The 26,372-nt window shown below is 38.0% G+C and carries 25 protein-coding genes; 15 read left to right on the plus strand and 10 right to left on the minus strand.

The features are described 5' to 3' along the window. Positions 1–22: 22 nt before the first annotated feature. The 4 genes from QUF94_RS00875 to QUF94_RS00890 all read right to left on the minus strand — a co-directional run bounded on the left by QUF94_RS00875 (position 23) and on the right by QUF94_RS00890 (position 4,255). On the minus strand, positions 23–1,675 hold the full coding sequence (locus QUF94_RS00875; protein WP_289314200.1) for a glutamine--tRNA ligase/YqeY domain fusion protein: 1,653 nt from the start codon (positions 1,673–1,675) through the stop codon (positions 23–25). A gap of 356 nt (positions 1,676–2,031) precedes the next feature. After that, the gene (locus tag QUF94_RS00880; protein WP_289314201.1) at positions 2,032–2,772 is read right to left on the minus strand and encodes an amino acid ABC transporter ATP-binding protein; all 741 of its coding nucleotides are present in this window, start codon (positions 2,770–2,772) and stop codon (positions 2,032–2,034) included. Positions 2,773–2,783: 11 nt separating this feature from the next. Further along, positions 2,784–3,449, minus strand: coding sequence for an amino acid ABC transporter permease (locus QUF94_RS00885; protein ID WP_048685680.1), 666 nt, complete (start codon positions 3,447–3,449; stop codon positions 2,784–2,786). 26 nt (positions 3,450–3,475) lie between these two features. Further along, positions 3,476–4,255: a transporter substrate-binding domain-containing protein gene (locus QUF94_RS00890; RefSeq protein WP_289314202.1), complete on the minus strand. Its 780-nt coding sequence runs from the start codon at positions 4,253–4,255 to the stop codon at positions 3,476–3,478. Between the two features lie 573 nt (positions 4,256–4,828). Here QUF94_RS00890 and QUF94_RS28690 point away from each other — a divergent pair. Both QUF94_RS28690 and QUF94_RS00895 read left to right on the plus strand, forming a co-directional pair. Next, positions 4,829–5,023: a DUF2599 domain-containing protein gene (locus tag QUF94_RS28690; RefSeq protein WP_353957648.1), complete on the plus strand. Its 195-nt coding sequence runs from the start codon at positions 4,829–4,831 to the stop codon at positions 5,021–5,023. A gap of 43 nt (positions 5,024–5,066) precedes the next feature. Next, positions 5,067–5,387: a hypothetical protein gene (locus QUF94_RS00895; RefSeq protein ID WP_289314203.1), complete on the plus strand. Its 321-nt coding sequence runs from the start codon at positions 5,067–5,069 to the stop codon at positions 5,385–5,387. An 800-nt stretch (positions 5,388–6,187) separates the two neighbouring features. Here QUF94_RS00895 and QUF94_RS00900 read toward each other — a convergent pair. Further along, the gene (locus QUF94_RS00900; RefSeq protein ID WP_289314204.1) at positions 6,188–6,604 is read right to left on the minus strand and encodes a hypothetical protein; all 417 of its coding nucleotides are present in this window, start codon (positions 6,602–6,604) and stop codon (positions 6,188–6,190) included. Positions 6,605–7,155: 551 nt separating this feature from the next. On the opposite strand from QUF94_RS00900, the gene QUF94_RS00905 reads away from it, so the two are divergent. Next, on the plus strand, positions 7,156–7,431 hold the full coding sequence (locus tag QUF94_RS00905; protein WP_289314205.1) for a hypothetical protein: 276 nt from the start codon (positions 7,156–7,158) through the stop codon (positions 7,429–7,431). Between the two features lie 99 nt (positions 7,432–7,530). Here QUF94_RS00905 and QUF94_RS00910 read toward each other — a convergent pair whose 3' ends face one another. Beyond that, positions 7,531–8,022 carry a hypothetical protein gene (locus tag QUF94_RS00910; RefSeq protein WP_289314206.1) on the minus strand — a complete coding sequence of 164 codons (492 nt, stop codon included), beginning with the start codon at positions 8,020–8,022 and terminating at the stop codon, positions 7,531–7,533. A 952-nt stretch (positions 8,023–8,974) separates the two neighbouring features. Here QUF94_RS00910 and purU point away from each other — a divergent pair. Further along, complete coding sequence (gene purU, locus QUF94_RS00915; protein ID WP_289318250.1) at positions 8,975–9,874, plus strand: formyltetrahydrofolate deformylase; 900 nt, start codon at positions 8,975–8,977, stop codon at positions 9,872–9,874. A 59-nt stretch (positions 9,875–9,933) separates the two neighbouring features. On the opposite strand, the gene QUF94_RS00920 is transcribed toward purU, so the two are convergent. From QUF94_RS00920 to QUF94_RS28695, 4 genes are all read right to left on the minus strand, one after another. Next, complete coding sequence (locus QUF94_RS00920; protein WP_289314207.1) at positions 9,934–10,593, minus strand: SIMPL domain-containing protein; 660 nt, start codon at positions 10,591–10,593, stop codon at positions 9,934–9,936. Positions 10,594–10,772: 179 nt separating this feature from the next. Next, positions 10,773–10,967, minus strand: a complete 195-nt coding sequence (locus tag QUF94_RS00925; RefSeq protein WP_076368446.1) for a YwbE family protein — start codon at positions 10,965–10,967, stop codon at positions 10,773–10,775. A gap of 112 nt (positions 10,968–11,079) precedes the next feature. Further along, the gene (locus QUF94_RS00930) at positions 11,080–12,600 is read right to left on the minus strand and encodes an FAD-dependent oxidoreductase (protein WP_289314208.1); all 1,521 of its coding nucleotides are present in this window, start codon (positions 12,598–12,600) and stop codon (positions 11,080–11,082) included. 538 nt (positions 12,601–13,138) lie between these two features. After that, entirely contained in the window at positions 13,139–13,318 is a 180-nt protein-coding gene (locus tag QUF94_RS28695; RefSeq protein ID WP_353957805.1) for an FAD-dependent oxidoreductase, read from the minus strand. A gap of 452 nt (positions 13,319–13,770) precedes the next feature. Between QUF94_RS28695 and QUF94_RS00940 the strand changes: the two genes are divergently transcribed. From QUF94_RS00940 to QUF94_RS00990, 11 genes are all read left to right on the plus strand, one after another. Beyond that, positions 13,771–14,964, plus strand: coding sequence for a ParM/StbA family protein (locus QUF94_RS00940; RefSeq protein ID WP_289314210.1), 1,194 nt, complete (start codon positions 13,771–13,773; stop codon positions 14,962–14,964). 8 nt (positions 14,965–14,972) lie between these two features. Then, a complete protein-coding gene (locus tag QUF94_RS00945) occupies positions 14,973–15,524 on the plus strand; it encodes a hypothetical protein (protein WP_289314211.1) in 552 nt (183 codons plus the stop codon). A 534-nt stretch (positions 15,525–16,058) separates the two neighbouring features. Next, entirely contained in the window at positions 16,059–17,750 is a 1,692-nt protein-coding gene (locus tag QUF94_RS00950; protein WP_289314212.1) for a right-handed parallel beta-helix repeat-containing protein, read from the plus strand. 185 nt (positions 17,751–17,935) lie between these two features. After that, the gene (locus tag QUF94_RS00955; protein ID WP_289314213.1) at positions 17,936–19,108 is read left to right on the plus strand and encodes a glycosyltransferase family 4 protein; all 1,173 of its coding nucleotides are present in this window, start codon (positions 17,936–17,938) and stop codon (positions 19,106–19,108) included. Between the two features lie 105 nt (positions 19,109–19,213). After that, on the plus strand, positions 19,214–20,338 hold the full coding sequence (locus tag QUF94_RS00960) for a DegT/DnrJ/EryC1/StrS family aminotransferase (protein ID WP_289314214.1): 1,125 nt from the start codon (positions 19,214–19,216) through the stop codon (positions 20,336–20,338). Then, positions 20,328–21,305: a Gfo/Idh/MocA family protein gene (locus QUF94_RS00965; RefSeq protein ID WP_289314215.1), complete on the plus strand. Its 978-nt coding sequence runs from the start codon at positions 20,328–20,330 to the stop codon at positions 21,303–21,305. Before QUF94_RS00960 ends, QUF94_RS00965 begins: the two co-directional genes overlap by 11 nt. Continuing rightward, positions 21,305–21,931, plus strand: a complete 627-nt coding sequence (locus tag QUF94_RS00970) for a PIG-L deacetylase family protein (protein WP_289314216.1) — start codon at positions 21,305–21,307, stop codon at positions 21,929–21,931. The genes QUF94_RS00965 and QUF94_RS00970 overlap by 1 nt, the downstream gene beginning before the upstream one ends. After that, positions 21,932–22,663 (plus strand): WbqC family protein, encoded by a 732-nt coding sequence (locus tag QUF94_RS00975; RefSeq protein ID WP_289314217.1) that lies wholly within the window; start codon positions 21,932–21,934, stop codon positions 22,661–22,663. It begins immediately after the preceding gene. 35 nt (positions 22,664–22,698) lie between these two features. Continuing rightward, complete coding sequence (locus QUF94_RS00980; protein ID WP_289314218.1) at positions 22,699–23,976, plus strand: oligosaccharide flippase family protein; 1,278 nt, start codon at positions 22,699–22,701, stop codon at positions 23,974–23,976. After that, a complete protein-coding gene (locus tag QUF94_RS00985) occupies positions 23,973–25,259 on the plus strand; it encodes a hypothetical protein (protein ID WP_289314219.1) in 1,287 nt (428 codons plus the stop codon). The genes QUF94_RS00980 and QUF94_RS00985 overlap by 4 nt, the downstream gene beginning before the upstream one ends. Beyond that, positions 25,256–26,368 carry a glycosyltransferase gene (locus QUF94_RS00990; protein WP_289314220.1) on the plus strand — a complete coding sequence of 371 codons (1,113 nt, stop codon included), beginning with the start codon at positions 25,256–25,258 and terminating at the stop codon, positions 26,366–26,368. The genes QUF94_RS00985 and QUF94_RS00990 overlap by 4 nt, the downstream gene beginning before the upstream one ends. Positions 26,369–26,372: the final 4 nt, after the last annotated feature.

Raw genomic sequence — 26,372 nt, forward strand, 5'->3', positions numbered from 1 at the left:
AATCTGGTTCTTTTAAGTGATTCTATAACTTGAAGGAACTTTTCAAACCAACAATTTGGTTGAAAACCAAGTGATCGGCAGTAGTGAGTTTTGAATCAACATTGTAATAGCCATGCCGGAAGAATTGGAATTTATCCTGAGGCATAACATCTTTCATGTTGGGCTCGACAAATCCTTGTAAAATTTCCATGGAATCAGGGTTTACCCGCTCCAAGAATGATTTTTCTTCTTCTTCATCATTTTCCTTATCCAAAATTAAAGGCTGGAAGTTGCGGAATTCTGCTGAAACGGCTTGTGAAGCTTCGACCCAGTGCAATGTCCCTTTTACTTTACGGCCAGTGAAACCCGATCCGCTCTTCGTTTCAATGTCATATGTGCAGCGAAGTTCAATGACGTTACCGGCTTCGTCTTTTATCACTTCTTCACATTTAATGAAATAAGCATGTTTCAAACGGACTTCATTGCCCGGGAAAAGACGGAAATACTTTTTCGGCGGGTTTTCCATGAAATCGTCCTGTTCGATATATATTTCACGTGAAAACGGAATTTGTCGTGTACCCATTTCCGGAACTTCCGGATTGACCTCAGCATCCAGCCATTCAATCTCACCTTCCGGATAGTTGGTGATGACCACTTTAAGCGGGTTTAGGATAGCCATGGTCCGCGGAGCCTTCAGCTTTAAGTCTTCACGTACGAAATGGTCTAGCATTTGAGAGTCTACGACACCGCTTGTTTTTGCGACACCTATCTCTTGGCAGAACGCACGAATCGCTTCGGGTGTATACCCGCGTCTACGTAGGCCTGAAACGGTAGGCATCCGTGGGTCGTCCCAGCCGTCCACGAAGCCCTCATCCACAAGCTGCTTCAGTTTTCGCTTGCTCATTACTGTATTGGTCAGGTTAAGACGGCCAAATTCATATTGTTTTGGTTTGCTGTCCATTTCACAGTTTTCAACGATCCAGTCATAAAGAGGGCGTTGATCTTCGAACTCAAGCGTACAAATGGAGTGGGTGACTCCCTCGATGGCATCTTCAATTGGGTGGGCAAAGGCATACATCGGATAGATGCACCATTTGTTGCCGGTATTATGGTGTTCGGTATGGGAAATACGGTATATGACGGGATCGCGCAAATTAATGTTAGGCGAGCTCATATCGATTTTTGCGCGCAATACTTTTGTGCCGTTCCCGAATTCACCGCTGCGCATCTTTTCAAATAGTTCAAGGTTTTCCTCAACGGTTCTATTGCGGTAGGGGCTATCCTTCCCCGGCTCGGTAAGCGTTCCGCGATATTCACGAATTTGGTCGGCATTTAGGTCGTCCACATATGCCAGTCCTTTATTGATGAGCAGCACTGCTCTTTTATACATTTCATCGAAATAGTCGGAAGCGAAGAACAGGTTATCCCAGTCATAACCGAGCCATTTTACATCTTCCTTAATGGAATTGACAAACTCAATATCCTCTTTCAATGGATTCGTATCATCAAAACGAAGGTTTGTTTTCCCATTGAAATCATCAGCCACCCCAAAATTCAAAATGATTGATTTGGCGTGCCCGATATGTAAATATCCATTTGGTTCAGGAGGGAAGCGGGTGATGACATGATCATGTTTTCCGGACTCTAGATCATCTTTTATAATATTTTTAATAAAATTCGAAGAGTTATTTTCCAACTGAATTCGACCTCTTTCATTTATATACTTCTTTTAATTTTACCTGTATATATACCATAAATACAGATATTTTTCCATGTTCGAGCCGGAATCAGGGTTTTTGGGATACGTTCTGAAACAATTCATCAAGTATATAGTTTGTACAGTCAGATCGAAAATATCCCAGAAACCTTGAACATATAAATGGGCAAACTACCTAACTGGCAATTAAAGAAAATAAGAACGGTTTTTATATGCAAAATAAGCAATACAGGAATCATGCCTGTATTGCTTATAAAGATTGTCCACGTTCTAGGACGGATTATCCGTGAAGACGACGAATTGCTCTCGCTATTAGATAGATTTTAGAATTCAAATCAAAAGACTGTCGTTTGCAAGAATTCTTTTGTACGCTCTTCTTTTGGATTGGTGAAGAATTCTTTTGGCGGGCCGCTTTCGACAACCCTCCCATTGTGCATGAAGACAATCCAATCCCCAACATCACGTGCAAAGCTCATTTCATGTGTAACGACTACCATTGTCATCCCTTCCAAGGCAAGTTCCTTCATCGTAGCAAGAACCTCCCCGACAAGTTCGGGATCAAGAGCCGAGGTTGGCTCATCAAAGAGTAGGATATCAGGTTTCATGGCAAGGGCGCGGGCTATGGCAACACGCTGTTTCTGCCCACCTGAGAGCTTGCTTGGATAAACATCCGCTTTATCTGATAAGCCGACTTTGGCAAGCAATGCTTTTGCTTCTTCAATCGCCTGGGCCTTTGGGATCTTTTTGACGTGAGTAGGTGCTTCAATGACATTTTCAAGTACGGTCATATGAGGGAAGAGATAGAAATGCTGAAAAACCATTCCGACTTTCTCACGGATTTTATTAATATCATGGGTACCCGGATTGACTTCCGTTCCTTCAATAAGGATTTGCCCGCTGTCTTTCTTCTCCAAATAATTCAAACAGCGGAGAAGTGTGCTTTTTCCGGAACCGCTTGGTCCAATCAGACAGACAACATCGCTATCCAATACCTTCATATCAATATCTTTGAGCACATGTAGGTCTCCATACGATTTATTTAAGTTCCTAATGCGAATCATTTCTTTTTGTTCCATTTCAATTCCCCCTATCGATCACTAATGGACAGTTTCTTTTCGAATAAATTTACGATAATGGTCAGGAATGCCACAAGAATCAAGTAGTAGACCGCTACAATCAATAAATAAGTCATTTCATCGAAATTATTAGAGCCTAACGTGGTGGCAACATTAAACAGCTCATTCATGGATATGAAGGCTGCCAGTGATGAATCTTTCAGTCCGATGATGAATTGGTTGCCTAGCGGCGGCAATGCACGACGGAAGGCTTGAGGTAAGATGATTCTTCTTAATGTGAGCGAATTGCTCATGCCAAGGGAGCGTCCGGCTTCCATTTGGCCTTTGTCGATGGATTGAATCGTACCACGTAGGATTTCTGAGATATAAGCTCCATTATGGAAGGCCAGGGCAAGTGACGCCGCCCAGAAGTCAGGCAGTAAGAAGAGGTTGCTGATACCGAAATAGAGTATGAATATCTGTACGATAAGCGGAGTTCCCCGTACCAGGAATACATATGTATCTGAAATCCATGCAAGAATTTTTATATTGGATATTTTTAAAAGTGCAAATAGCAACCCGATGACGATTCCTACCAATATGGAGACTACCGTCAGTTCCAATGTGAGGAGCATGGCTCGGATGAATACGTCCGATGAGCTAAATAATGTATCAAAAAAATGTGAAAAACTTGGCAATGTAATGACTCCCTTTCTATCAATCTTTATTCAGGCTTAGTTGTGATGTCCTCACCAAAGTACTTTTTACTAATTTTCGCAAGTGTTCCATCTTCCCGGAGGTTTACAAGTGCTTCGTTGATTCGTGCAAGCAGCTGGGGGTTGTCGTTAGGCAGTACGATGGCCTGCTCGCTTCGTTCGATCAATTGCCGTCCTTCGATGTCGAAACCTTCCTTGGTCGCTTCCTTGCCGGTTACGAAGTCGGTGATGACGGCATCGTGACGTCCTCCACTCAATGCTTTCAGGGCGGTGATATCACTATCGTAGGTTTTTACATTGGATGTATACTTTTCTGCTGTGGTTGCGTAAGTGGAGCCCTTAGAAGCCGCAACTTCCTTTCCTTTTAAATCTTCAACCGTTTTTATATCACTATCCGAGCGGACAAAAATTTGTGGGCCCGAGTAGTAATAAGGGGTGGAGAAGGCAACATGTTTACTTCGTTGTTCATTAATTGTATGACTCGCGACCGCGGCATCTGCCCGACCGGTTTTGACACCTTCCACAATACCTTTGAATTTAATCCGTTTAGGCACTGGCTCTAGACCTAATTCCTTGGCTATTGCATCGCCAACTTCAATATCGAACCCGGTTACGGTCATGTCATCATTGACATAACTGAATGGCTTGAATTCGCCTGAGGCAGCGAATACAAACTGGTCCTTATTGATCAGCTTACTCCCATCCTCTAGCTGATCCTTTTCAGCACAGCCGGACAGAAGTCCAAGAATAACCAGAATGGATAAAATGAATGTAACTGATGATTTCATGATAATTTCATTTCCCCCTTTGAAAAAAACTAATAGAATGGTCTATACCCTTATGAGGCAGTGAATAACCTTATTAACTATGGAAAATAAAACTGTAACCAAAAAGGTTGTCCAGATCATGCCGACATTTCATCCAAGAATCCCCCTTCACTATTCATTGCATAAAGGTTCTCGGCCTTTGCCTTCATTTCCTTTAAATTCACCAGTTATTTATTGGAAGAATGATAGTGTCTATTAATAGAGGATGAGAACTAATGGTATCTTTTCATCCTCAGATCTAGGTCATTTCTATTTCAATAAAAAAAGTCGACCGTGATCAGGCCGACTTTTCCGCGATTAAAACCTATGAAATATGAATAGAGGATAGCTTTATAAAAAGGAACCTCCATTTGATTTTGCAAGTGTTACTAAAGTAGAACTAGTGACTCTTGGAATAAAAGACCCTCATTTCATATCATCACTTTCTCTTTATTTACTCAAAAATGAAACCCATTGTTCCAAAGTAGGAATGTGTAACAAGTTCCTTTTATATACGATTAAATTATTACAATTCAATCTTCATTAATAAAAGATATGTGGGCTGAATTAAAAGCTGATGCTTCATTTAAATCCCATGTATCAAGTTCAAAAGAAGGAAGAATTAAAGATCAATTCATTTGTCATGCTGTAAATCCATTAACAATTTACAAGTCACCTTGGAACTTAGAACCTTGGCGTCCAGATTTATCGCTAGTATTAACCTATAAAAACAAATGTAACCCAAAGTAGTAGGGCTACATTTGTTTTTATTTGAAATAAGAGGTGATTTCATATGTTTAGCAGTTCGAATCAAGCGATATTTGATCCAGGTTATATTTTTTTACTGTTAATTATTTTAGGGATTGTCTATTTAGTTTACTTTACGTTAATTGTAGTTACTATAAAATTAAACGCTCTAACTATAAGTACTTTAACTATATCTTTCATTACTTATTTGATTGTTGGATTTTATATGGCGGGAACCGGTTATTATATGGATGAACATCCAGATTATAACTTAGTGTTTATTGGCTATGGATTTCCGGATTTAATTTTATTGGCGTTCCCTTATATCTTTTTATCTCTAGCGGCAAGTCTAGGTGAAAAAAAATAAATAATAAATAAAAAAGCATCTCTAAACTGAGATACCTCGTTTCAATATCATATTAGTTCTTTTTACGATTACTCCCCCCTGTTAGAGAAGGGGGGCTTTTAGACCTTCATTCACTTTGATTTACGAAATTTCCGCCACTACATCTCTAAACTTGGATATTAAAAGTTGGATTTTTTATTACGCTTTTTTCTTTTTACCAAATAGACAATGAAAGAAATTAAAGCAACCAATAATATGAATATGGTAATTTGATATCCTACATCAAACCAATTCACAATTGTTTCATTCATGTATTGCCCTCTCAATCCTTTTCAATAACCTAACTGTTTCGATATCATAATAACTTGCCTTATCATTTGGATCTCCACTGCATTTGCCGTAGCCAAGAAACAAATGAGTAGGCGATTTAAGCGTTTTCTAGATTTATAGTCTATTTACAGTTATTCCAGTACTATATTCTTTAGGGGTTAAACTATGAATTAAGGGATAGATCTTAGATGAGTTCGACGCATAAAAACCAAGGGATGAGTTTGATTTACATAAACGTTTACCCTATTTGACTTCTAAATAAGTAATCCAGAAAAGTCCAGGTTGTGGAAACAATTGAACAAAAAAGGAAAAGTAACTGCAAAAACGCCTCTTCCTTTTTTCTCTTTATTTTTTTGATATTTTACGTAATAAATACAAAGCGTATATGATGGCTGGTATAGATACAACCATTAAAATCATGTTTATTAAACCAAATATAAAGTAAGAAGACGATACATCCATTTTAATTTCACCCTACCCTATTAAAGTTTTTAATCTCTATATGTGTATTTTTGATAAACACGAGCAACTTTACTTTTTTTATTTAAAGAAGTAAGTTTGATATAACTAGTAAGAACTATATAGCCATTATTTAGTTTACCACTTATTTTATAAGTTCCTACAGCATTCATATCATAATTTACTTTTTCAGCTTTTGAATCAGTAACTTTACATGAAGCATCTACACTTGAGTAAACAGTACCATTTGTTCCTCCTACATCGCAATATCTCATTTTCAACCCATAATCACCAACAGAATAATGATTACCTAATTTTAAGGTAGCAACAGTGACCCCTGCACTTTTTAGTTTAACCCAAGCAGTATACAATCTAGCTCCATATTCTTTATCTTCTGCACGATATGGCCCCATTTCCGTAGCTGCGGCTGCAATTGTTGAAATTACCAATTAAAACCTCAACTTGTATTAAAAGTAACATACGCAATGTCTTTTTGGGTTTCGATATGGAAACAATTAATTCTACTTTTGGAACAATCTTAATTATTAAATATGGTATATATATCGGAGAGAAAAAAGCTGAAAGGAAGTCGCTTTCTGTCATACTAATCGGTCCTTTTGATGAGCCTATTTAGATGCAATTTTTGTTTTTATTTTCGATCTCAACATTTAAATTATCGCAATTAAAAATAAATCCCGATTCTCATTTTATTGTAGTAATTAACCTTAATTTTTCGAGAAAAACAAACTGAATTTTTTTAAAAACACCATCTGATGGGTGCAATTTTTCATTTTTTCATCCTTCTAAGACTTCATTTTATTAAGCCTTAAGCCTAAAAAATAAAGATGACTGATATCTATCCAATTTTTGTTAAGATTGACTAAGAAGAAACTTGGTATTGGTGTTGAAAACTCGGTGGGCTTTTGCATAACTGGGCTAGGGGGCAAGTCTCAAGTTAAGCGACTAATACAATAGCAAATGTTATTTATGGTTTGAACTTATGGCTTGGAACGATGACAAAAACAAAGGGGAAAGTAGAAAAATGAAAAAGTCTTTCTTGCTTAAATTACTCGGACTTATGGTTTTGTTAGTTCCTATACTATTTAAATCTTTGAATATAATAGAGAGTATAAATGCTACTATACTTGTAATTACTATTTTACTAGGCATAGCGATACTTGTAATGGGAGATTATTTGCAAAAAAAAAAGAATGAGCAGCTAATTTTAGCGGCTTATCCCAATTTGTCGCATTTAAAACTTTCTCTTATTTTTTGAATTTTCTTACAATTTTAAAAAGAAGAAAGCCAACTATAAATATTATAACTAGTGCTATTAAAGCTCCTATTGGACTAAAGGTTTTCATATTATTTCTCCTTAGAATGCATATAAGTTGAAGGACCCACTAGTTGTTTTAACTTCTACATAAGCATCAGTGTATGTGTATACTACAGCAATTGCACTATATTTTACAGTCTTATCCATTGCCCATGATGTTTTTTTTGTGGTTGTGCTACTTTGTGCGGAACCACTATAAACTATGCCTACGTAAGTTCCGCTTTTTCCCAGTACGCCATAAGCAACATTTGTTACAGCAGTTTTTATTCCTTTAACTTTTGAACTTCCAGCAGGAATCGTAGCTTTAAGGTTTCCTCGATAACTATGATTTAATACATTTATATTTGTATAAACTTTTCCAGTGAATTTAACAGTAACACCATATTTTGATTTTGATTTACTAAAAGATTGGCTATTTGCATTACCAAATTTCAGTGAAATTGGTAGAATTAAGTTAGTTGGTTGGACGGCAATGTCCTCTGTTTCGTTTGTACTTGAAGCATAAGCTCTTATAAACTCTGTATCTTCCAAAGAAAAGGGTTCATTTATATTATATTATGAATTAATTTCCTCAAATCTATCAATGATTTGTTCGTCTGATAAATTTTTATTAATTTTAAATTTAATTTCCTTTATTTCAATCGGGTCTAATGATGTTGGTTGTCTTTCAACTGGCTTTTCCTCCGTTACAGGTGAGTTACCTTAAGCTGCAAATACATGAGATGGAAGTAGAGCAGCTCCTAAAACTAGAATCAAGGATAAAAATAGTAAAGATTTCATTTTTTGTATCATTGTTATTTCTCCCTCCATTTAGTTTGTGTATTCTATGTTAAATGAAAAGAGAGACAAGCATTTCTCAAAATTGAAATCAAATGTTTTAATACTGAAACAACCAAAAGATTACGTGATTTCGAATCTCTTACGAATACAGCCATTTAGTTTTTAATTTTAAAGTAGCCATATCTTATTTTCTCCACTCCATCATTGTTTTGTTTTAACGTCAAATACGAATCAGTTTAAATTGGAATAATATCGACTGTGCTTCCGGAATAGGTATAGCTCAGAATAAGAGATGTTGTAATAATGCTGCCAGCAAGTGGTTGGATAGTTTTTTAATATTGTCTAAAATCATTCCAAACGTAACATAAGAAATGATTTTTAGAGTTTCAAGATATAAATAATTTATTTCATTATTGGAACTTTATTAATTTCTATTAAATATAAACACCAATTTTTTTACAGGAGAAAGATGTTATAGATAGGATATTAAGGTACAAATCCTTGTAAGCAAAAATTTTTAAATGTGTTGTATAAGATACGTTGAATTATTTCTACTGTGTAATCTGTGTATGTTGTAATAATAGTGGAATGTTTCAGATCGTCGTGGCTACCAACAAAATCCCGAATTGATTGACTGACTTTAATTTTGGCCATGAATTGAAGTATAATATAGCAAAATAGAAGAAGGGCAGTTGGGAAAATGGTGAGCAACTTTGTGCAAGAACAGTTACAGGAGTTTCGCGAAAAGAATCAAGATAGGGGCCGTTTAATAATAAAATGTCCGGACCAGCCTGGTATTGTTTCAACAGTTACAGCCTTTCTAAAAGAATATGATGCAAATATTGTTGAATTGAGTCAATATTCGATGAATCCTGAGGGCGGTACCTTTTTCACCAGGATCGAATTCGATTGTCCAGGATTAAAGGATAAGGCAGCCGATATGCAACTGGCATTTCAGGAAGTTTCGACAACATTTTCAATGCAATGGACATTTAACCATGTGAGTGATCTGAAGAGGACGGCAATCTTCGTTTCCAAGGAACCGCATTGCCTTCTCGAATTGCTATGGGAGTGGCAAAGCGGGGATTTATTGGCTGATATTGCGCTAGTCATCAGTAATCATGAAGATACCAGGCAAATTGTCGAATCGATGGGCATCCCTTTTTATTACATTCCTGCAAATAAGGATATACGTAAGGAAGTGGAGACGAAACAGCTTGGACTTCTGGAAGAATTCAATGTGGACTTAATTGTACTGGCTAGGTATATGCAGATTTTGACGCCGGATTTTGTTGCCGCCCATCCAAACAAAATCATCAATATACATCATTCATTTTTACCTGCATTCATTGGTGCCCGGCCTTATGAAAGAGCTTATGACAGAGGTGTTAAGCTGATTGGGGCGACTTCCCATTATGTGACGAATGATTTGGATGAAGGTCCAATCATCGAGCAGGATATTGAACGTGTGGATCATCGTGATTCTGCAGGGGATATGAAGAAAATCGGTCGTTCAGCTGAACGGAGAGTGCTGGCACGTGCCGTTAAATGGCATTTGGAGGACCGCGTCCTCGTTCATGAAAATAAAACGGTAGTCTTTTAAAATGAAAAACCCCCCTTTGGGTTGCAAAGGGGGGTTTTTAGGATGGAATTTAGTGAGTGCTAGTACGTGTACTCCACCCTAACCGAGGCGGTGATATTCAATTCCCCGGGCTGAATCGGGGTAGACGCCATTTTTGAAAAGGTGCTTGTTTGATAAAGCATTGGCGTTGCGGTTTCTGATACTTCGTCAACTTGAATAGGGACCGGGTTCAATGAGATTCCTAGCGTTCGAGCCATGGAGAGTGCTTTTTCGTATGCATTTTTTAAAGCGAGAGAAAGTGCCTGGTTATAGTATGCATCTGGATTGGATAAGGAGAAGCGGATGCTGGTGATTGAATTGGCGCCGCTTCTGACGGCCGTGTCGATTATGCTGCCTATTTTCTCTATGTCGGTCGTTTGGGCCTGGATGATGTGCTGGACTTTGTAGTTCTTGAACAATTCCTTTCCGTCAATATAATCATATTGTGGATCGATTCTGTAATCACTCGTTTTCAATCGATCTTCGGGAATGCCTGCAGATTTAAGTGCTGCGATGACATTTGCGATTGCTTGGGAATTGGCTTGCTGGGCCTTTTGCGGGTCCACATCCTCTGTTATGACTCCAAGGGTGATTGTGGCTTGATCCGGAGCAGCTTGAAGCGTCTCTGAGCCGGAAACTTTCAATTTATGTTCATCATCTCGGGGATGATCCCTATCAGGGGCATTATATTCTTGATTCATTTTGACACCAGCCTTTTTAAAGAGATAATCTCAACCCTATTGTACGAAGTATGAACGGGAAACATGATTGAAATATCCCCATTGTTATCAATTTCGTCGAAAAACCCTTAAAAAATGTCTATAAAATCCTCAACATGAAAATGCACAAAAAAAAACACTCGGCCTGGACCGAGTGCACCTTACTTATGAATGACTTGAACCCTGCCAACCTGGCCATCAGTCAATCTTACTTTAATTCCATGAGGGTGAGTGCTGGAATTGGTTAAAATATCCTTTACGGTCCCGCTTGTCAGTTTTCCGCTGCGTTGGTCTGCTTTAAGTACAATGTCCACAGAGGCACCCGGGGTAATATCTTTTCGATTTTTACCGTTCATGTTCGATTCAATCCTTTTCAGAGTTATTTGCAACCATTCAATCATGCAGTAACTTCAGTATAAGGAAAACAGCCACCCTAGTCGACTATTAGCTAAAATCACAAATTGACCATTAGCGTATTTTTTTCAATGGTTCGACAGCAGGGCCATTTAAAACTTCACCAGCGATAGAGTAGCGGGAGCCATGGCATGGACAGTCCCAGGTACGGTCGCCGCTATTCCAGGCAACTTCGCATCCCATGTGAGTACATGTGGAGTCGACAATATGAAGCTGGCCATCATGATCACGGTAACACCCAGCTTTGTCTCCATTCACCTTAACGATTGCTCCTTCATCATTTCCTAGGTCTTCCGGCGTTTTATGAATGACCGCCAATTTACCTTTAATCAGATGCTTCGCTACATCAGCATTAACTTCGGCTAGATTCTTCAAGCCCTTTAAACGGGCAGGGTCATACAGTTCCGCATACCGGTTGTCCCTTTGCAAAATCCGGTCAGTTAAGATCTTGGCGGCAATCGATCCATTCGTCATTCCCCATTTAGCATAGCCGGTAGCTATCAGGACGTTTTGATGGTTGGCTGTCACTGGACCGACGAAGGGGATATTATCCGGTGTCACGATATCCTGTGCCGACCAGCGATAGGGGATGTCCTTCACATCGAAATACTGGGAACTGAAGTCCTTCAGTGCTTCATAATGCTCGATCATCGAGATTCCCTGGCCTGTTTTATGGCCATCTCCGCCAACAAGTATAAGTTTTTCCCCATTGTCCAATTCCGTATAGCGAAGGGAGCGGGTAGGGCTGTCTGCACTGTAATACATCCCGCTTGGATATTCCTGTTCAGTCTTGATACCAAGCACATAGGACCTTTTTACATGAACACGGGCAAAGTATAAGCCCGTTTCATCGTTAAAGGGGAAGTGGGAGGCAACGATTACCTGATTGCTTCTGATTGAATGTCCAGTATCCGTCAGAACGGTCGGCGGATCGCCGTCTTCAATCTTCATTGCCGTTGTCCGTTCATAAATTGTGCCTCCACTTTCGAGAATTGTCGAAATGAGGGCAGTTAAGTATTTTAACGGGTGAAACTGTGCTTGATCTTTCATTATCACAGCAGCTTTACAAGGAATGGAGAAAGGGATATTCTCTGCATAATCCCCCCGAATGCCGAGTTTTTGATAGGCTTTCAGTTCATTTTGAATTTTGCTTTTATATTCATCCGTATTTGCGTAGACATAGGCATCCTGTGCAGTCAAATTACATTCAATGGAATGTTCCTCTACCAAGTCTTTTATTAGCTTCATTCCCTCTGCATTGGCTTCATAATAAAGTTTGGCCTTCTCTTTACCATGGTCAGTGATCAACTGGTCATAAATCAAGCCATGCTGGGCCGTGATTTTTGCTGTAGTGTGTCCTGTCGTCCCAGTAAGGATTTCGCCTGCTTCAATCAGTGTGACTTTAACACCTTGTTTAGCTAGTAGATAAGCAGATGTGATTCCAGTAATTCCCCCGCCTACTATTAAGACATCAGTGGTTATATCTGTATCTAGTTTAGAAAAAGAAGGGAAAGTTAACGCACTGCGCCAATAGGGTTCCGGAAATCGGGGAAGGTCTGTATTTTTTTCATTCATTTGAATACCTCCATACAGTTCAGTTAGTGAATCGTCCATTTATTACCATACCCAAATCCGCTATTTATACGCTAATTTTTGTAAGAAGAAATATTAAAAAAATACATTATTTGGTTTGTGTACAAATGCGTATACATGTAAACAAAAATAGATACGTTGTACACAAATAAGTATACATGTTTACAATCACGTACACATGGCTATACATAAGGTGTATACGTATTTGTTCCTATTGTAAACAATTTGAAAACAATTCGACAAATATAGCTACAACTAATGAAGGATTGACTATCGTGGAAACTGTTTCAGCTTCCAGAATCGTGAAGAGGAGGGCCGTTAAATATTTTAAAGGGGTGAAACTGTGCTTGGATCATGGAAGATTTACAAGGAATGGAGAAAGGGATCATAAGCATCTTATGCAGTCAAATTGAATTCAATGGAATGTTCTTCTGCCAAGCCTTTAATTAGTTTCATTCCATCTGCATTGGCTTCATATTAAAGTCTGGCCTTCTCTTTACCATGGTCAGTGATCAACTGGTCATAAATCATGCCATGCTGGGCCGAGATTTTTGCTGTAGTGTGTCCTGTCGTTCCAGTAAGGATTTCGCCTGGCTTCAATCAGTGTGACTTTAACACCTTGTTTAACTAGTAGATAAGCGGATGTGATTCCAGTAATTCCGCCGCCTACTACTATTAAGATATCAGTGGTTATATCTATATCTAGATTAGAAAAGGAAGGGAAAGTTAACGCACAGCGCCAATAGGGTTCCGGAAATCGGGGAAGATCTGTATTTTTTCATTCATTTGAATACCTCCATACAGTTCAGTTAGTGAATCGTCCATTTATTACCATACCCAAATCCGCTATTTATACGCTAATTTTTGTAAGAAGAAATATTAAAAAAATACATTATTTGGTTTGTGTACAAATGCGTATACATGTAAACAAAAATAGACAGATTGTACACAAATGAGTATACATGTTTACAAACACGTACACATTGCTATATATAAGGTGTATACATATTTGTTCCTATTGTAAACAATTTGAAAACAATTCGACAAATATAGCTACAACTAATGAAGGATTGACTAACGTGGTAACTTTTCCTATTCTTAAAGGGAAGGCTTCACTTAAATTTTTTTCTATTAAAAAGGGGATGTTTTTAGATGAGTTCTAGAATCGCAGCAATAGACGTAGGAAATGATGCTATCAAGGCTATTTTTGGAAAGCTAGAGTCTGAACTTTATATACCGAACGTCATTGCAAAAGACATAGAGGATCGTCCAGTTATCGGGATTGAGGAACTTGATGAAAAAAACCCATTGGAAGGGATTCATATCAGAGTTCATTCACCAGCCCTTCAAGATAATAATGCTATTTATCGCGTTGGGAACTTAGCGACAAAAAGCGATAATCCTACCGAATTGGATTTGGGAAGCAGCAAATCAGAAGAAGATCAAACATTGGTCATGCTTTTTGCGGCTCTGGCATTAGACGCTGCCAAACAGGGGAACAATGATACATTCAAAAAAGTTAATAATGTTGTGGAAGCCAATTATACACTTGGAACAGGCTTGCCTCTTCGTGAGGTTAAAGAAGGAAAAGACGTCGGGTATCGGTCGAAATTACTCGGATCTGTCCATCAGGTGGAATTTTTAATTACCCCTAAATACCAAGGGTTGAAAGTTAATATCAAATTCGATGAAGTGAAGGTCTATCCAGAGGGCTTTGCAGCATACATAAATTTGGTCATGGATAAAGATTTAAATATCATTAACCGTGAATTGATAGATAGAAGAATCCTCATTCAGGATATCGGTGGTCTATCGACAGATATCGCGGTCATTAAAAATCGTAAAGTTGACGATGACAAGGCACAAGGATTCAATTTGGGAGTAGCTGAAGCTCTTGAAGCAATTCGCGAAGAAATCAGGAAGAAACATGGTGTCGAGTTGGACAGCAGGCGCGATGTCGTTGAAATCATCACGAAGAAAAATGATCGCAATCATATTATGGTTCGCGGAAGCCGGACAAGCGTCCATGATATCGTTGACCGTATTTTGGGAGAACTGGCCAAAAAGCAATATCGCCACCTGCGCAACGTATGGCAAAAAAATTCACAAACGGAAATCTGCTATTTTGTAGGCGGGGGATCGATTGTCCTGAAAGATTACTTGAAAACATTGAATCAAAATTTCGATGGCTATAACATAGACTTTTTCGAAGATGAGCGGGAAAGCGTTTGGATGATGGCAAACGCCTATTATAAATTGATTTCGGATTTTAACCGCCGGAATGCAAAGGAACAGAATCAGTCCCAGCAAAAAAAGAAAGAACAAAGATCGGGCTCCATTAAATAGGTGAGAGAATGAAAAAAACAGCTTCTTCTGAAATTAAAAGAGGGCAAGCCATCACTTTTCGTATCCCTTCGGATGTATCAGACTATACGTTAAGACAGCTGCAGAAATTGAAGGAAACGGAAAGAAGGAATTTTTCCAGTAAAATTGCCGAGTATGTTCTCGATGGAGTCGGGCAATCCACCCATCAGGATCGGGAAATGATTGCCCTGCCCATGCCGAACAAGCTAAGCAAATCTCAGCGTGATTGGCTCAAGCATTCCCACTCAGAAGCTATGCTCGGAACGATTATGTACAACCTTTTATCCGATCCTTTACGCGCTACGGCCTTGCTTGCCTCTTTGAACGGCAATGTATTGAATGAGGAATCGTATATGCAGGCCGAGCCTGAAGAAACGGAAGCTGAGGAGGTCCAGGAGGACCTGCCTAAGAAAGACCTGGATGACTTTGATTGGAATAGTTTGGATGAAACTGAACAACAAGTGAAAGAACCCGAACCGAAAGAGGAAGAGGAAAATCTCGACGATCTCCTGGGTGATTTTCTTGATCAAATGAACCAGTGAACTATAGGAGGATATTTGACGATAAGTTGGATATCCTCCTTTTTCTTTTGCGGGGGCTATAAGAATGATACATACCCCGTTAAACTAGACATAAAAAAGAGTATATTAAGCTGCAGCCTTTTCCCGGTAAACAAACGGGGAAAGGCTTTTTATTTTGAATGACAGATGTCCCCCCTCGTAATCGACGGACACGCTTATGAGTTGAAAAATTCCCTCTCTGAATAAAGCTCGTAATTTTCAATAGCCACGCAAGAAGGTTTGTTTTCCCCAATCACAATCCGGTTTAACCCTTTATTCCATATTCGATTGAAGGTTTTTTTGTATGGGGAAATTGTCGAATTAGCCGTACGTTTAAGCAACTGTTCCAAGATTAGCACATGTTATGTCGATTTTGAGAAATGAACATCTTCCTTCCCATGTAACATTAGATATGCCCCCCCTTTTTTCTAGGCCGACTATGGTTTCCTTGATATCGGCTCATGGAATGTGTAAAACAACTGTCGAAAAATGAATAAAAGACATGGGAGTTTTCAGATGAAACAATTATATAAAATAACCGGAATATTTACCGTGTTTATCATGGCGTTCATCTCGCACCAGTCAACTGCAGTCGGGGCAAACGAGGTCTGCGGTCCCACAACGGGAACTTTGATTCAGTTATTGGACAATGACGGGAAGTTAAAACAAACGTTGTCACTAGAAGCAAACTCTTCCACCACAACGATCCGGAGAATCCTTAATAAGGCCATTACGAGGGTTTCAGTCTACCCGCAAGATGAATCGAATGGGAAACGAGGAACGGTTCGTTTGTCAAAAGGCCAGTTCACGGCGAGTGCCTTTATTGTGATGAAGGAAGGGGTAACTTTAGAAGGGACGGTAGAGAATGATAGGCCCGTCACGACAATGTGTACCCAGCCCACAAGCGATGCTGTCACCATTAAAATCATGGTGAGTCATACTGGTGTCAAGAACCTGATACTCGATGGGAAAAGACGGACGGAAGATCCCCGAACTGGTGAACCGAGGAACCATTATTCGGCACGGAACAGGGGGATCGAGGTAACTGCAATCGATCAATCCAAATCCACGGCTGATTTGGTGTCTGTCTATTCGGTTACGAACGATTTGGAGAGGCTTCAAAATATCCTGATCGAAGATGTTCAAATCACCGGGTATGAGGGATATGGCATTTATTTAGAACACGTAAATGGAGTCACTGTCAAAGGGTCTGATTCAAGAAAAAGAAACAAAATGATCATAAAAGATATTGGATATGCAGGCATCGGAGGGTATTCTGCTAGTAACGTGACTGTAAGGCATACGACGGTGAGAGATCTTGGACCTGGGGAGACAGTGGGAAATACCAAGCAAAGCTATGGTATGGCCTTTAGCCACCGGAAAGACAAAGCGGGAGATGTCATGACTCAATCAAAGTTTCCGCGAAGTGACACGATCGTAATTGATGGGAATGTGGTGGCGAATAACCCATCATGGGAAGGGATTGACACCCATTCAGGCCATAATGTTTCCTTCACGAATAATGTCATCTTAAATACGCGTTTTCCAATCATTGTCGGAGGATTGGATTACAAGGGAGGAAGTGTCTCAGCTTATCCACCCAGCAACATCAAGATTGTAGGGAATAGAATTAATGGTGAATCATTTAATGATTATGAGGATTACGGTATAGATAAAAATGCCACAGTCAGCGAACGAGGCATTACTGTCAACGGTACCCAATTTAACGACCTTTCTGAAACGGAAATGGGATTCCTGCAAACGGTCGTGATTAAAGGCAATTATGTGAATAATGTCCAGGCTAATGTCGAGGAATGGGGAGGCATCAGTATCCATGTGACCAAAAATGCACTTATTGAGGGCAATACCATTGAAAATAGCTTCAACAATGGGATTGCGATTCTTAGTTCCAATAAGTTCACCAAACTCCAAGGAAACATCATTAACCACATTAATAAATCCGACGAAAAGTTTATTCAAGCGGGCATTGGTATCAGGGGGTCCCATAATAATGGCAGCCCTACAAATGACTATGCCATTACCACTTTGAACATGGAAAATAACGTGATTGAAAGGAATAACATATTTACCGAAGTTGGACGTGAAATCCATGTACAAGACAAAACGGTTCACAACCGCCTGGATAACTGGATTGCGATCTCAGCCCTCCTTGACTGGAACCAACCTAAAGAGAGGAAAAAACAATGATGCCAGATGGGGAAGCCCTTTTTATCTTATTGGCGATAAGGTTTATCTAGTGGGTTTCAAAATTAAAACGACCCATTCTAAAAAAGGGACAGGGCTCAACTATATTCGATGTTACATTTGATATCTAGGTGAACGCAATCATCAGTAAATCAACTGATTCACACTGGGTATAAGGAAGTGATAAAGTGAAAATTCTTTATTTGCATCAATATTTTAATACCGATAAAGGAAGTACTCGATCTTATGAAATAGCCAAATTTTTAGTTTCTAAAAATAATAAAGTCACCATCATCACCGGAAATGCCACAGATTCGTGTGGGGGAATAAAGATAATATCAACCAAAACTAAATATAAACAAGAATATGGTTACCTGAAAAGATTACTATCGTTCATTCATTATATGTATAAGAGTTTCTTTATTGGGTTGAAGGAAAAAGGGGTAGACGTTGTTTATGCTTCCTCGACTCCATTGACGATTGGGTTAATAGGTATGCTTCTTGCTAAGGTAAAGCGCAGCAAATTTGTGTTTGAAGTAAGGGATTTATGGCCAGATATACCTATTGAGATGGGAATCATAAGAAATAAATGGTTAAAGAGAGTTTTATTGAAGCTAGAAAGCATGATTTATTCCGCAGCTGATAAAATCATCGTGCTTTCGCCTGGAATGAAAGAAGATTTATTGAAAAAAGGAGTTAAACAGGAAAAGATTTCGACGGTTACTAACTTTGCGGATATAGACTATTTTTCTCGGATTTGTTCCGAAGATAAGGAAGAAGCATTGGAAAAATTGGACTTAAAAGCGAAGTTTATCTGTTTATATGCGGGTACTTTAGGATTTATCAATAATATTGATTATATTTTACAGCTTGCCGAAAAGACGGATGACCCTGATATTGTCTATCTAATTGTTGGGGATGGAAGGGAAAAAGAGCGATTAATTCAAGTGAAAGAGAGCAAAAAATTAAACAACGTTATTTTCCTTGATCAGGTATCTAAAAAAGATGCGTACTTATTAATGGCCGTATGTCATATGGGTCTGTGTTTTGTACGTAATAATGAAATATTGGATAGGAATAGTCAAAATAAACTTTTTGATTTTTGGGCCGCCGGAAAACCAACATTAATAAACTATAAGGGCTGGCAACATGAGGTTATGACAAAATACCACGCAGGCCATGGTTTTGAATATAGTGATATATCAAAAATGATAGAGTATGTAAAAGCAATGAAGAGTGACAAACGAATGCATATGAAAATGCAAGAAAATGTAAAGCGGTTAGCCCTGAATTATGAGAAAACCAAATTGATTTCAAAAATAGAAAGAACATTATCGGAATTGGTCGTTATTAATCATTGAATATTCAAGAATGTGTTTTTCTTGAACATTGGTTAGTAAGAATTTTATATTTGTCTGCTTCTCACTTAACTTGAAGATCTAATTTTGGAAAAAGGATGGAGTTCTATGGAGAATATCGTAAATACAAAGCCAGTGATAACAGGTTGGGTAAAACGGGAATACCTTAAAAACATTGAGCACATTTTGGATTCTGGCAGATTAATTCTAGGTGATTTTACCCGGAAATTTGAAGAAAGCGTCAGACAATACAGTGATTCTAAGTATGCTGTCGCACTTTCTAGTGCAACGGCAGCCATTGAAATTATTTTAAAGTATCTGGATGTTGAAGACAAAGAAGTGATCATGCCAAGCAATACGTTTATATCTCCAGTATATGCGGTGAAGAATGCGAAAGGAAGAGTCGTTCTTTGTGACATTAATTTAGAGGATTTCAATTTGGATTTAAATAGCCTGAAGAACGCCGTGACTCCTAAAACGAAAGTTGTCCTAATTACATATATTGCTGGAAAGATCCCTGATAACATCTTTGAGATTAAAGAGTTTTGTGATGAGAATGATCTTTATCTAATCGAAGATGCTTCACATGCTTTTGGTGCCACTATAAATGGATATAAAGCCGGTACAATTGGATTTGCTGGGGTTTTCTCAATGTACCCCACTAAAATTGTTACAAGTGCCACAGGCGGTGTCGTTACATCGGATGATATAGATTTAATCAAATACTGTGAGTTGTTAAGGCACCATGGGAATGAAAATGGTGCAGTCAATCAAGTATTATCCGGTGACATGCTTCTTAGTGAATTTAATGCATTGCTTGGTTATCTGCAAGTTCAGGAAGCTTATGGGATGATCCAGGTCAGGCAGGAAATCTTCCGTTTCTATAAAGAGAATTTAAAAGATATTTTTCAAGAACACGGTCTTTACTTCCAAGCTTCATCTGACCACAATGAATCTTCATTTTATAAAATTATCGTCATGTCTAAAAGCAAAGAGCAATGCGAAACATTTAAAAGGCATTTAAAAGAGGGTCATATAAGCACGGGGCATTGTTATGGGGTCCCGTTACATTTACAGCCCACATTGCTAGAGGAATATCCCCTTGCCTCTCTCCCGAATGCCGATAGATTTCGTGAATCTCATTTCACGTTACCATGTCACTTGGATTTATCCGATGAGGATCTGAAATACATTGTAGCGAAATGTAAACAGGCAGTGGAACATGGCAATTAAAAATAGGATTGGAGTGGTAGGTTCAGGTCCCATAAGTTGTGCAATGATCGATGCCATTAATGAAAGTTCAAATGGAGAGGTAATTGGAATTTGGGGGAGAAGATTTCATTTTGCCAAGGAGCTTGCAAAAGAAAAAGGAGTTTCTAAAGTTTATGGATCCCTGAATGAAGTCTTTGAAGATGAGGATCTGGATACTGTTTATATTGCTACGCCAAATGCATCCCATTATGAACAAGCTATGGCGGCCATTGAGCATGGAAAGAACGTCATTGTGGAAAAAACGGCATTCATGACAACCGATCAAGCAAATCGAGTTTTCGATGCTGCAGATAAACAAAATGTTTTTGTGTTTGAGGCAGTAAGATCCATTTATGAACCTAACTTTCATAGTTTAAAGAATGCCATTAAAAAGTTAGGGGAAATTCATGGGGCAACTCTAAAGTATCAAAACTACTCCAAGCAGTATTTGGCTTTACTAAAAGGAGAAAAAGCTCCACTTTTTGATAAAAATCATGGTGGCGGCACATTAAGGACAATTGGAATTTATCCTATTTATGCAGCCATTCAATTATTCGGTGTTCCCGTTAACAGCTTTTATTTTAAACAAATCATCGTAAAAAATATTGATTTGGGCGGTACGCTCATTTTTGAATATAAAGATTATAAGATAACCATGTTGATTTCAAAAATTAATTTTACGAATGATTCAATATCGGAAATTTACGGAGAGAACGGAACGTTGCGTTTTCATTCATTATACGATATTCGAAAAATTAGTTACCACAGTATCAGTAATAACATTAGAGAAACAATAAGCAAACCCATTAGTGATAATAGTTTGCTTTATGAAATTACTGAATTTTCGGAACATATTTTAATGAAAAATAAAACAGCGTACAGAGAACGAAAGAACATAACACTTCAAGCGATATCTATCATTGAACAAGCACTAAATGGAGGAACATGATGAAAAAAATATTGCTAGTAACAGCGCACCCAGATGATGCGGAAATCAGTATGGGCGGTACCATTCGTAAGCTACTGAATCAAGGACATTACATTATCAACATCATATTTTCCATCCCTTCGAATATCAAGGTCAGGAAACAAGAGGCTATGGAGTCATCAAAGAATTTTGGATATGAGGTACAGTTCTCTAAATATAGCGAGGGTAAAAACGTTGAGGATATTCCTATGCATATATTAATAAAAGAGCTCGATGAAATCATTGAAAAGATCAATCCTGACGAAGTCTACACACATTGGATGAATGACAGTCATCAAGATCATCAAAAATTATCTAAGGTCGTAAGAAGCTGTTTTAGGAAAAAACAGTTTACTCTATATGAATTTGAACAAATTAACCAAAATAATAACATCGCCGCCAATCAATTTCACCCGAATATTTATAGTGATATTACAGAGTTTATCGAAGATAAAAAACGTATGATTACCTTGTTCCAATCACAGCTAACCGGTTATATGGGGCATTACTTAGTTAATGCAGAGCATATTGGTAGTTGGAGGGGTTCCCAAGTGAATTGTAAATACGCGGAAACATTCCTACTAATCTTTTCAAAAGAGGTTCTGTAGGTGGAAAAACAGAAGATAGTCACAATTCACCAGCCTAATTTCCTGCCTTGGATCGGTTTGATTCACAAGATTTTTCAATCAGATGTATTTATATATCTATTGGATGTGAAATATTCTTCAAGTAATTTTCAAAATAAAACATATATTTTAGGTGCTGACGGAAAAGAGTCAAGGCTAACTGTGCCACTACAAAAAAAACCTGACATGTTACATGAAAAAGTAATCAGTTATCATTCCCCGAATCAAAAATGGAAAAGGAATCATTTGAAGCAAATCTCGGAAGTTTATAAAAAAACTCGGCACTTTCAAGATTTCTTCCCACTGTTGGAAGAGGCATATCAAAAAGAACACGCTTTGTTAGTAGATTTAAATATTCACTTAATTGAATTGATCTTACATTATTTAAACTATGAAGGAGAAACACAACTTTCCACTGAGTTTAACACATCCTTTGGAAAAACTGAGAGATTAGTCAGCTTAATTAAGCAAGCTGGTGGTACATGCTATTTAAGCGGGAAAAGCGGTAAGGATTACTTGGAAGAAGAATTGTTTCATAAAGAAGATATTGAAGTCGTATATCAAAATTTCATTCATCCTGTCTATTATGTGAAAAATGAGAAAGAATGTGTAAAAAATTTATCGATTCTTGACTGGATCATGCACTATCCGGTGGATCATATTAAAGAAACGTTAACGAACGATAAATCAGGCTATTCCGAAAAATGTAAATGAGTATATAAAATAGAGATGTGGCGTGGTTTGAAAATATGAAAATAAAAAATGAATTTATAAATAAAATACTTTTATTATTAACAGGGAATTCAATTGCACAGCTTATTCTATTCGCAAGTTCTCCCATACTGACAAGAATATATACACCAGAAGATTTTGGTGTGTTTGCAACCTATACTTCCCTTTTGGCCATTCTCATGTCATTTTCATCTCTTTGTTTAGAAAAGGCGATTCCTTTAGAAAAAAACCATAAGAATACGGTTCACTTAATGTACATCAGTTTGTTTACGATTGCCGTTGTTTGTATGCTGAATATTATTTTAAGCCTTTTTAATCTATCGTTATATCAAATATACGGGATTAAGACGACTATAAAAAATGACCTTTTGCTTTCAAGTGGTCTATTTTTTGCAGGGATATACCAAGTGTTGCTTTACTGGTTGGTGAAAGAAGATAAGTTTAAAGGTATAACTCATTCTAAAATACTTCAATCGATTAGCAATGTAATAAGCCAGTTCTCGCTTACGTCCATTAATCATCTTACTCCAGGAATAGGTTTAGCTACGGGAGATATGATTGGAAGAGGAATTACCCTTGTATATATTTGGCGATTTTTCTTAAAGCAGATGCATTGGCCGAAAGTGAACTTTAGAAGAATTGGGTATTTGTTTAAAAAGTATGAGGATTTCGCTAAATACTCCACGTGGTCAACACTATTAAGTTCTTTATCCATGCAAATCATATTTTTGTTATTAATGCGCCTATACGGACCTGAAGTGACAGGTTATTTTTCCATGGCTTCAAAAACGGTAGGTCTGCCCATTACGATGGTGGGAGCGAGTATTTCACCAGTATTCTACACCGAAGCGTTAAAAAGCATTACAAATGATCCTCGAAGAGTTTTGAAATTATATAGAAGCATCCTTGCTAAGTTAGCGATGGCAGGTATACCGTCACTGATACTGCTTGCTTGGATCGCCCCAGGGCTCTTCAGCTTTGTTTTTGGTGAAGAGTGGCGTGTTTCCGGTGAATATGTGACGTTGATGTCATTTATGTTTATAAGTCAAGTGATTGTCATACCGGTTTCCCAAATATTGTATTTAATAAAAAAACAACGGACTCAGCTTCTATGGGATGTTTCAAGGCTGTTACTGTCATCTATTGGAGTACTGGTCATTTTCATTTCAGGGGGTTCAGCTGAAACAGCCATTTTATACTATAGCATTTGTATGGGGGCGAGCTACTACTTTTTTGCTCTCCTTGGATATAGAGCGATACATTCCATAGATCGAGAGGATAACCTAAAAAAATGAAGCTGATTCAACTGGGCCTGGTAGGAATATACGTCTGGTTACTGGATATATCCTACGTTTACTTTATTTCCCCTGAATATGCTTATATGGGATATATATATCAACAACATCCAAGTGCAGTCATGATAGGTGTTTCCATGTTTTTCATTATATTGCCAGCCATATTCATAAAAAAGGATTTAGATAAGCCGTCGGAACTCGTTTTCTGGATTTTGTATTTTATTGTCTATATACCGGTAGTATGGGTTCCAAATTATTTATTTGATACGATAAAGCCTGATTTCATATATACGAATGTTCTTTTGTTTTTTTGTTTACTTATCATTGGAAATGTTAATAGATTGCCAGCCATGAAGTTTATACATCCTAATGTTAATCTCGGTCTACTAAAAATCAGTTTTGTTATAACATTATTGATTTTTTTTCTTTACATCTTCAAGGTTTCGGGCGGAATTAGTCTAAAGCCTCCTATAAATTCTGAGGATATCTATGATAAGCGAATGACTTTTCGAACAAAACTAACCCCTCTTGCAGGCTATATTATACAGTGGCTTGCAAAAGTATGTAATCCTTTAATCGTGACCATTGGCTTATGCAAAAAAAAATATATCTATGTGGTTATCGGACTAGGGCTGCAATACCTTTTGTACACCGTCAATGGCTTGAAATCCACCCTTTTATCGACTGGATTATTAATCATTGTATTCATTGCTTTTCGGAAGAAGGGAAGGAATTTCTCCATTCTTTTTTGTGTAAGTCTTTGCTCGCTGTTAGGCATCAGCATTTTTCTGGATTTTATCCTTGATCAGACATATTTATCTAATTTGTTTGCCAGAAGGATGATCATCACACCGGGTTTGCTGACAACCTATTATGTAGACTTCTTTTCAAATAATCCAAAAGCCTTGCTATCGTATAGTATTTTTGAAAAATTCATAGACCCTGTTTATGACCAGACTCCGCCCTTCATTATCGGTACAGAGTACTTTGGGCGACCTGAAATGGCAGCCAATGCCAATATGTTCGCCGATGCTTTTGCTAATTTCGGTTATATTGGATTCTTGGTTTATACAGTGATCTTAGCAGCGATATTATGGCTTTATGATAGCCTGACGGAAAATGAAAAGTGGCAAGGTGTTGGCATAATCCTGTTTGTTGTACCTGCATGGTGTTTAGCGGATACTGCGCTTACAACAACGTTTGTGACAGGCGGGATGGTTTTTACTTTCGTTATCATGTATTTATTGTTAGGGTCAGATTTACAAAAGGGAGATAAGAGATGAAGTTATTTTATAATATTAGTTCGGTGCACCCATGGAATGATACCAGGATTTATTTTCGGCAAGCCTTTTCTTTTGGAGAAACAGGAATGTACAAGGTGAAGCATATAGCGATTGAAAATAACCTAATCCCTGATAATATCCCTGCCAATATAGAAGTTGAACTGTTGACTAAGAAATCCAGGAAAGGGCGTATGTTAAATTGGATTGCTCTTTACCTGAAGATTAAGAAAGATAAACCTGATGTGATTCAGTTTCATGATCCGGAGCTGCTGATTTTAATGAACATAATAAGAAGGATTCCCCGTTATCATCCAGTCATTGTTTATGACATGCATGAAAATGTACCAAAGGTCCTTATGAGAAAAAAAATCCCCGAAATTGCATTGAGTATGTATCGTTATTTGGAGAAACAATTGCTAAGGGCATGCAGCGGGGTCGTGTTTGCAGAAATGACGTATAAAGATGATTATCAATTCTTAACTTGTCCAACAACGGATGTTTACAATTACCCGAAAATTCCTGTAATGAAAGAAAATAAAGAAAAAGAAGATGTGTTTACATTCATCTACCTAGGAAGCATATCTGATATACGTGGCGGGGAAACCATGCTGCTTCTTGCAAAAAGATTAGTAGAATTAAAGAAAGTATTTCACATGAGGATCATTGGAACGGGCAGAGAAGTATACATCGAAAATTTGAAAACATTCATCCTTGACAACGGCTTAGAAGATTATATCAGTCTAGAGGGTGTAATGGCCTTTGATAAAGCATTCGAATTTATCCAGAAAGCACATGCAGGCATGGCATTTTTAGTTCCTGATCCTAATTTCATGGGTGGTAAAACAACAAAGTGTTTTGAATATATGGCCGCTGGCATTCCATTTATGGTTTCTGATTTTCTTATTCAAGATGTACTGGATACATGGCGCTGTGGAATGTCGGCCGATGTAGCAAACATGGATGAAATGGTTCAAAAAGCGGTTTATTTACTGGAATCCCCTGAAATGGCAGCGAACATGGGGGAACGTGGAAAAGCTGCATATAGACAAGAATATAATTGGGAGAATGAAGAGGAAAAGCTGCGATCACTGTTCGATAAATTAAAATAATGTT

Origin of the sequence: Peribacillus sp. NJ4 (assembly GCF_030348345.1) — a bacterium.
Classification (GTDB): domain Bacteria; phylum Bacillota; class Bacilli; order Bacillales; family DSM-1321; genus Peribacillus.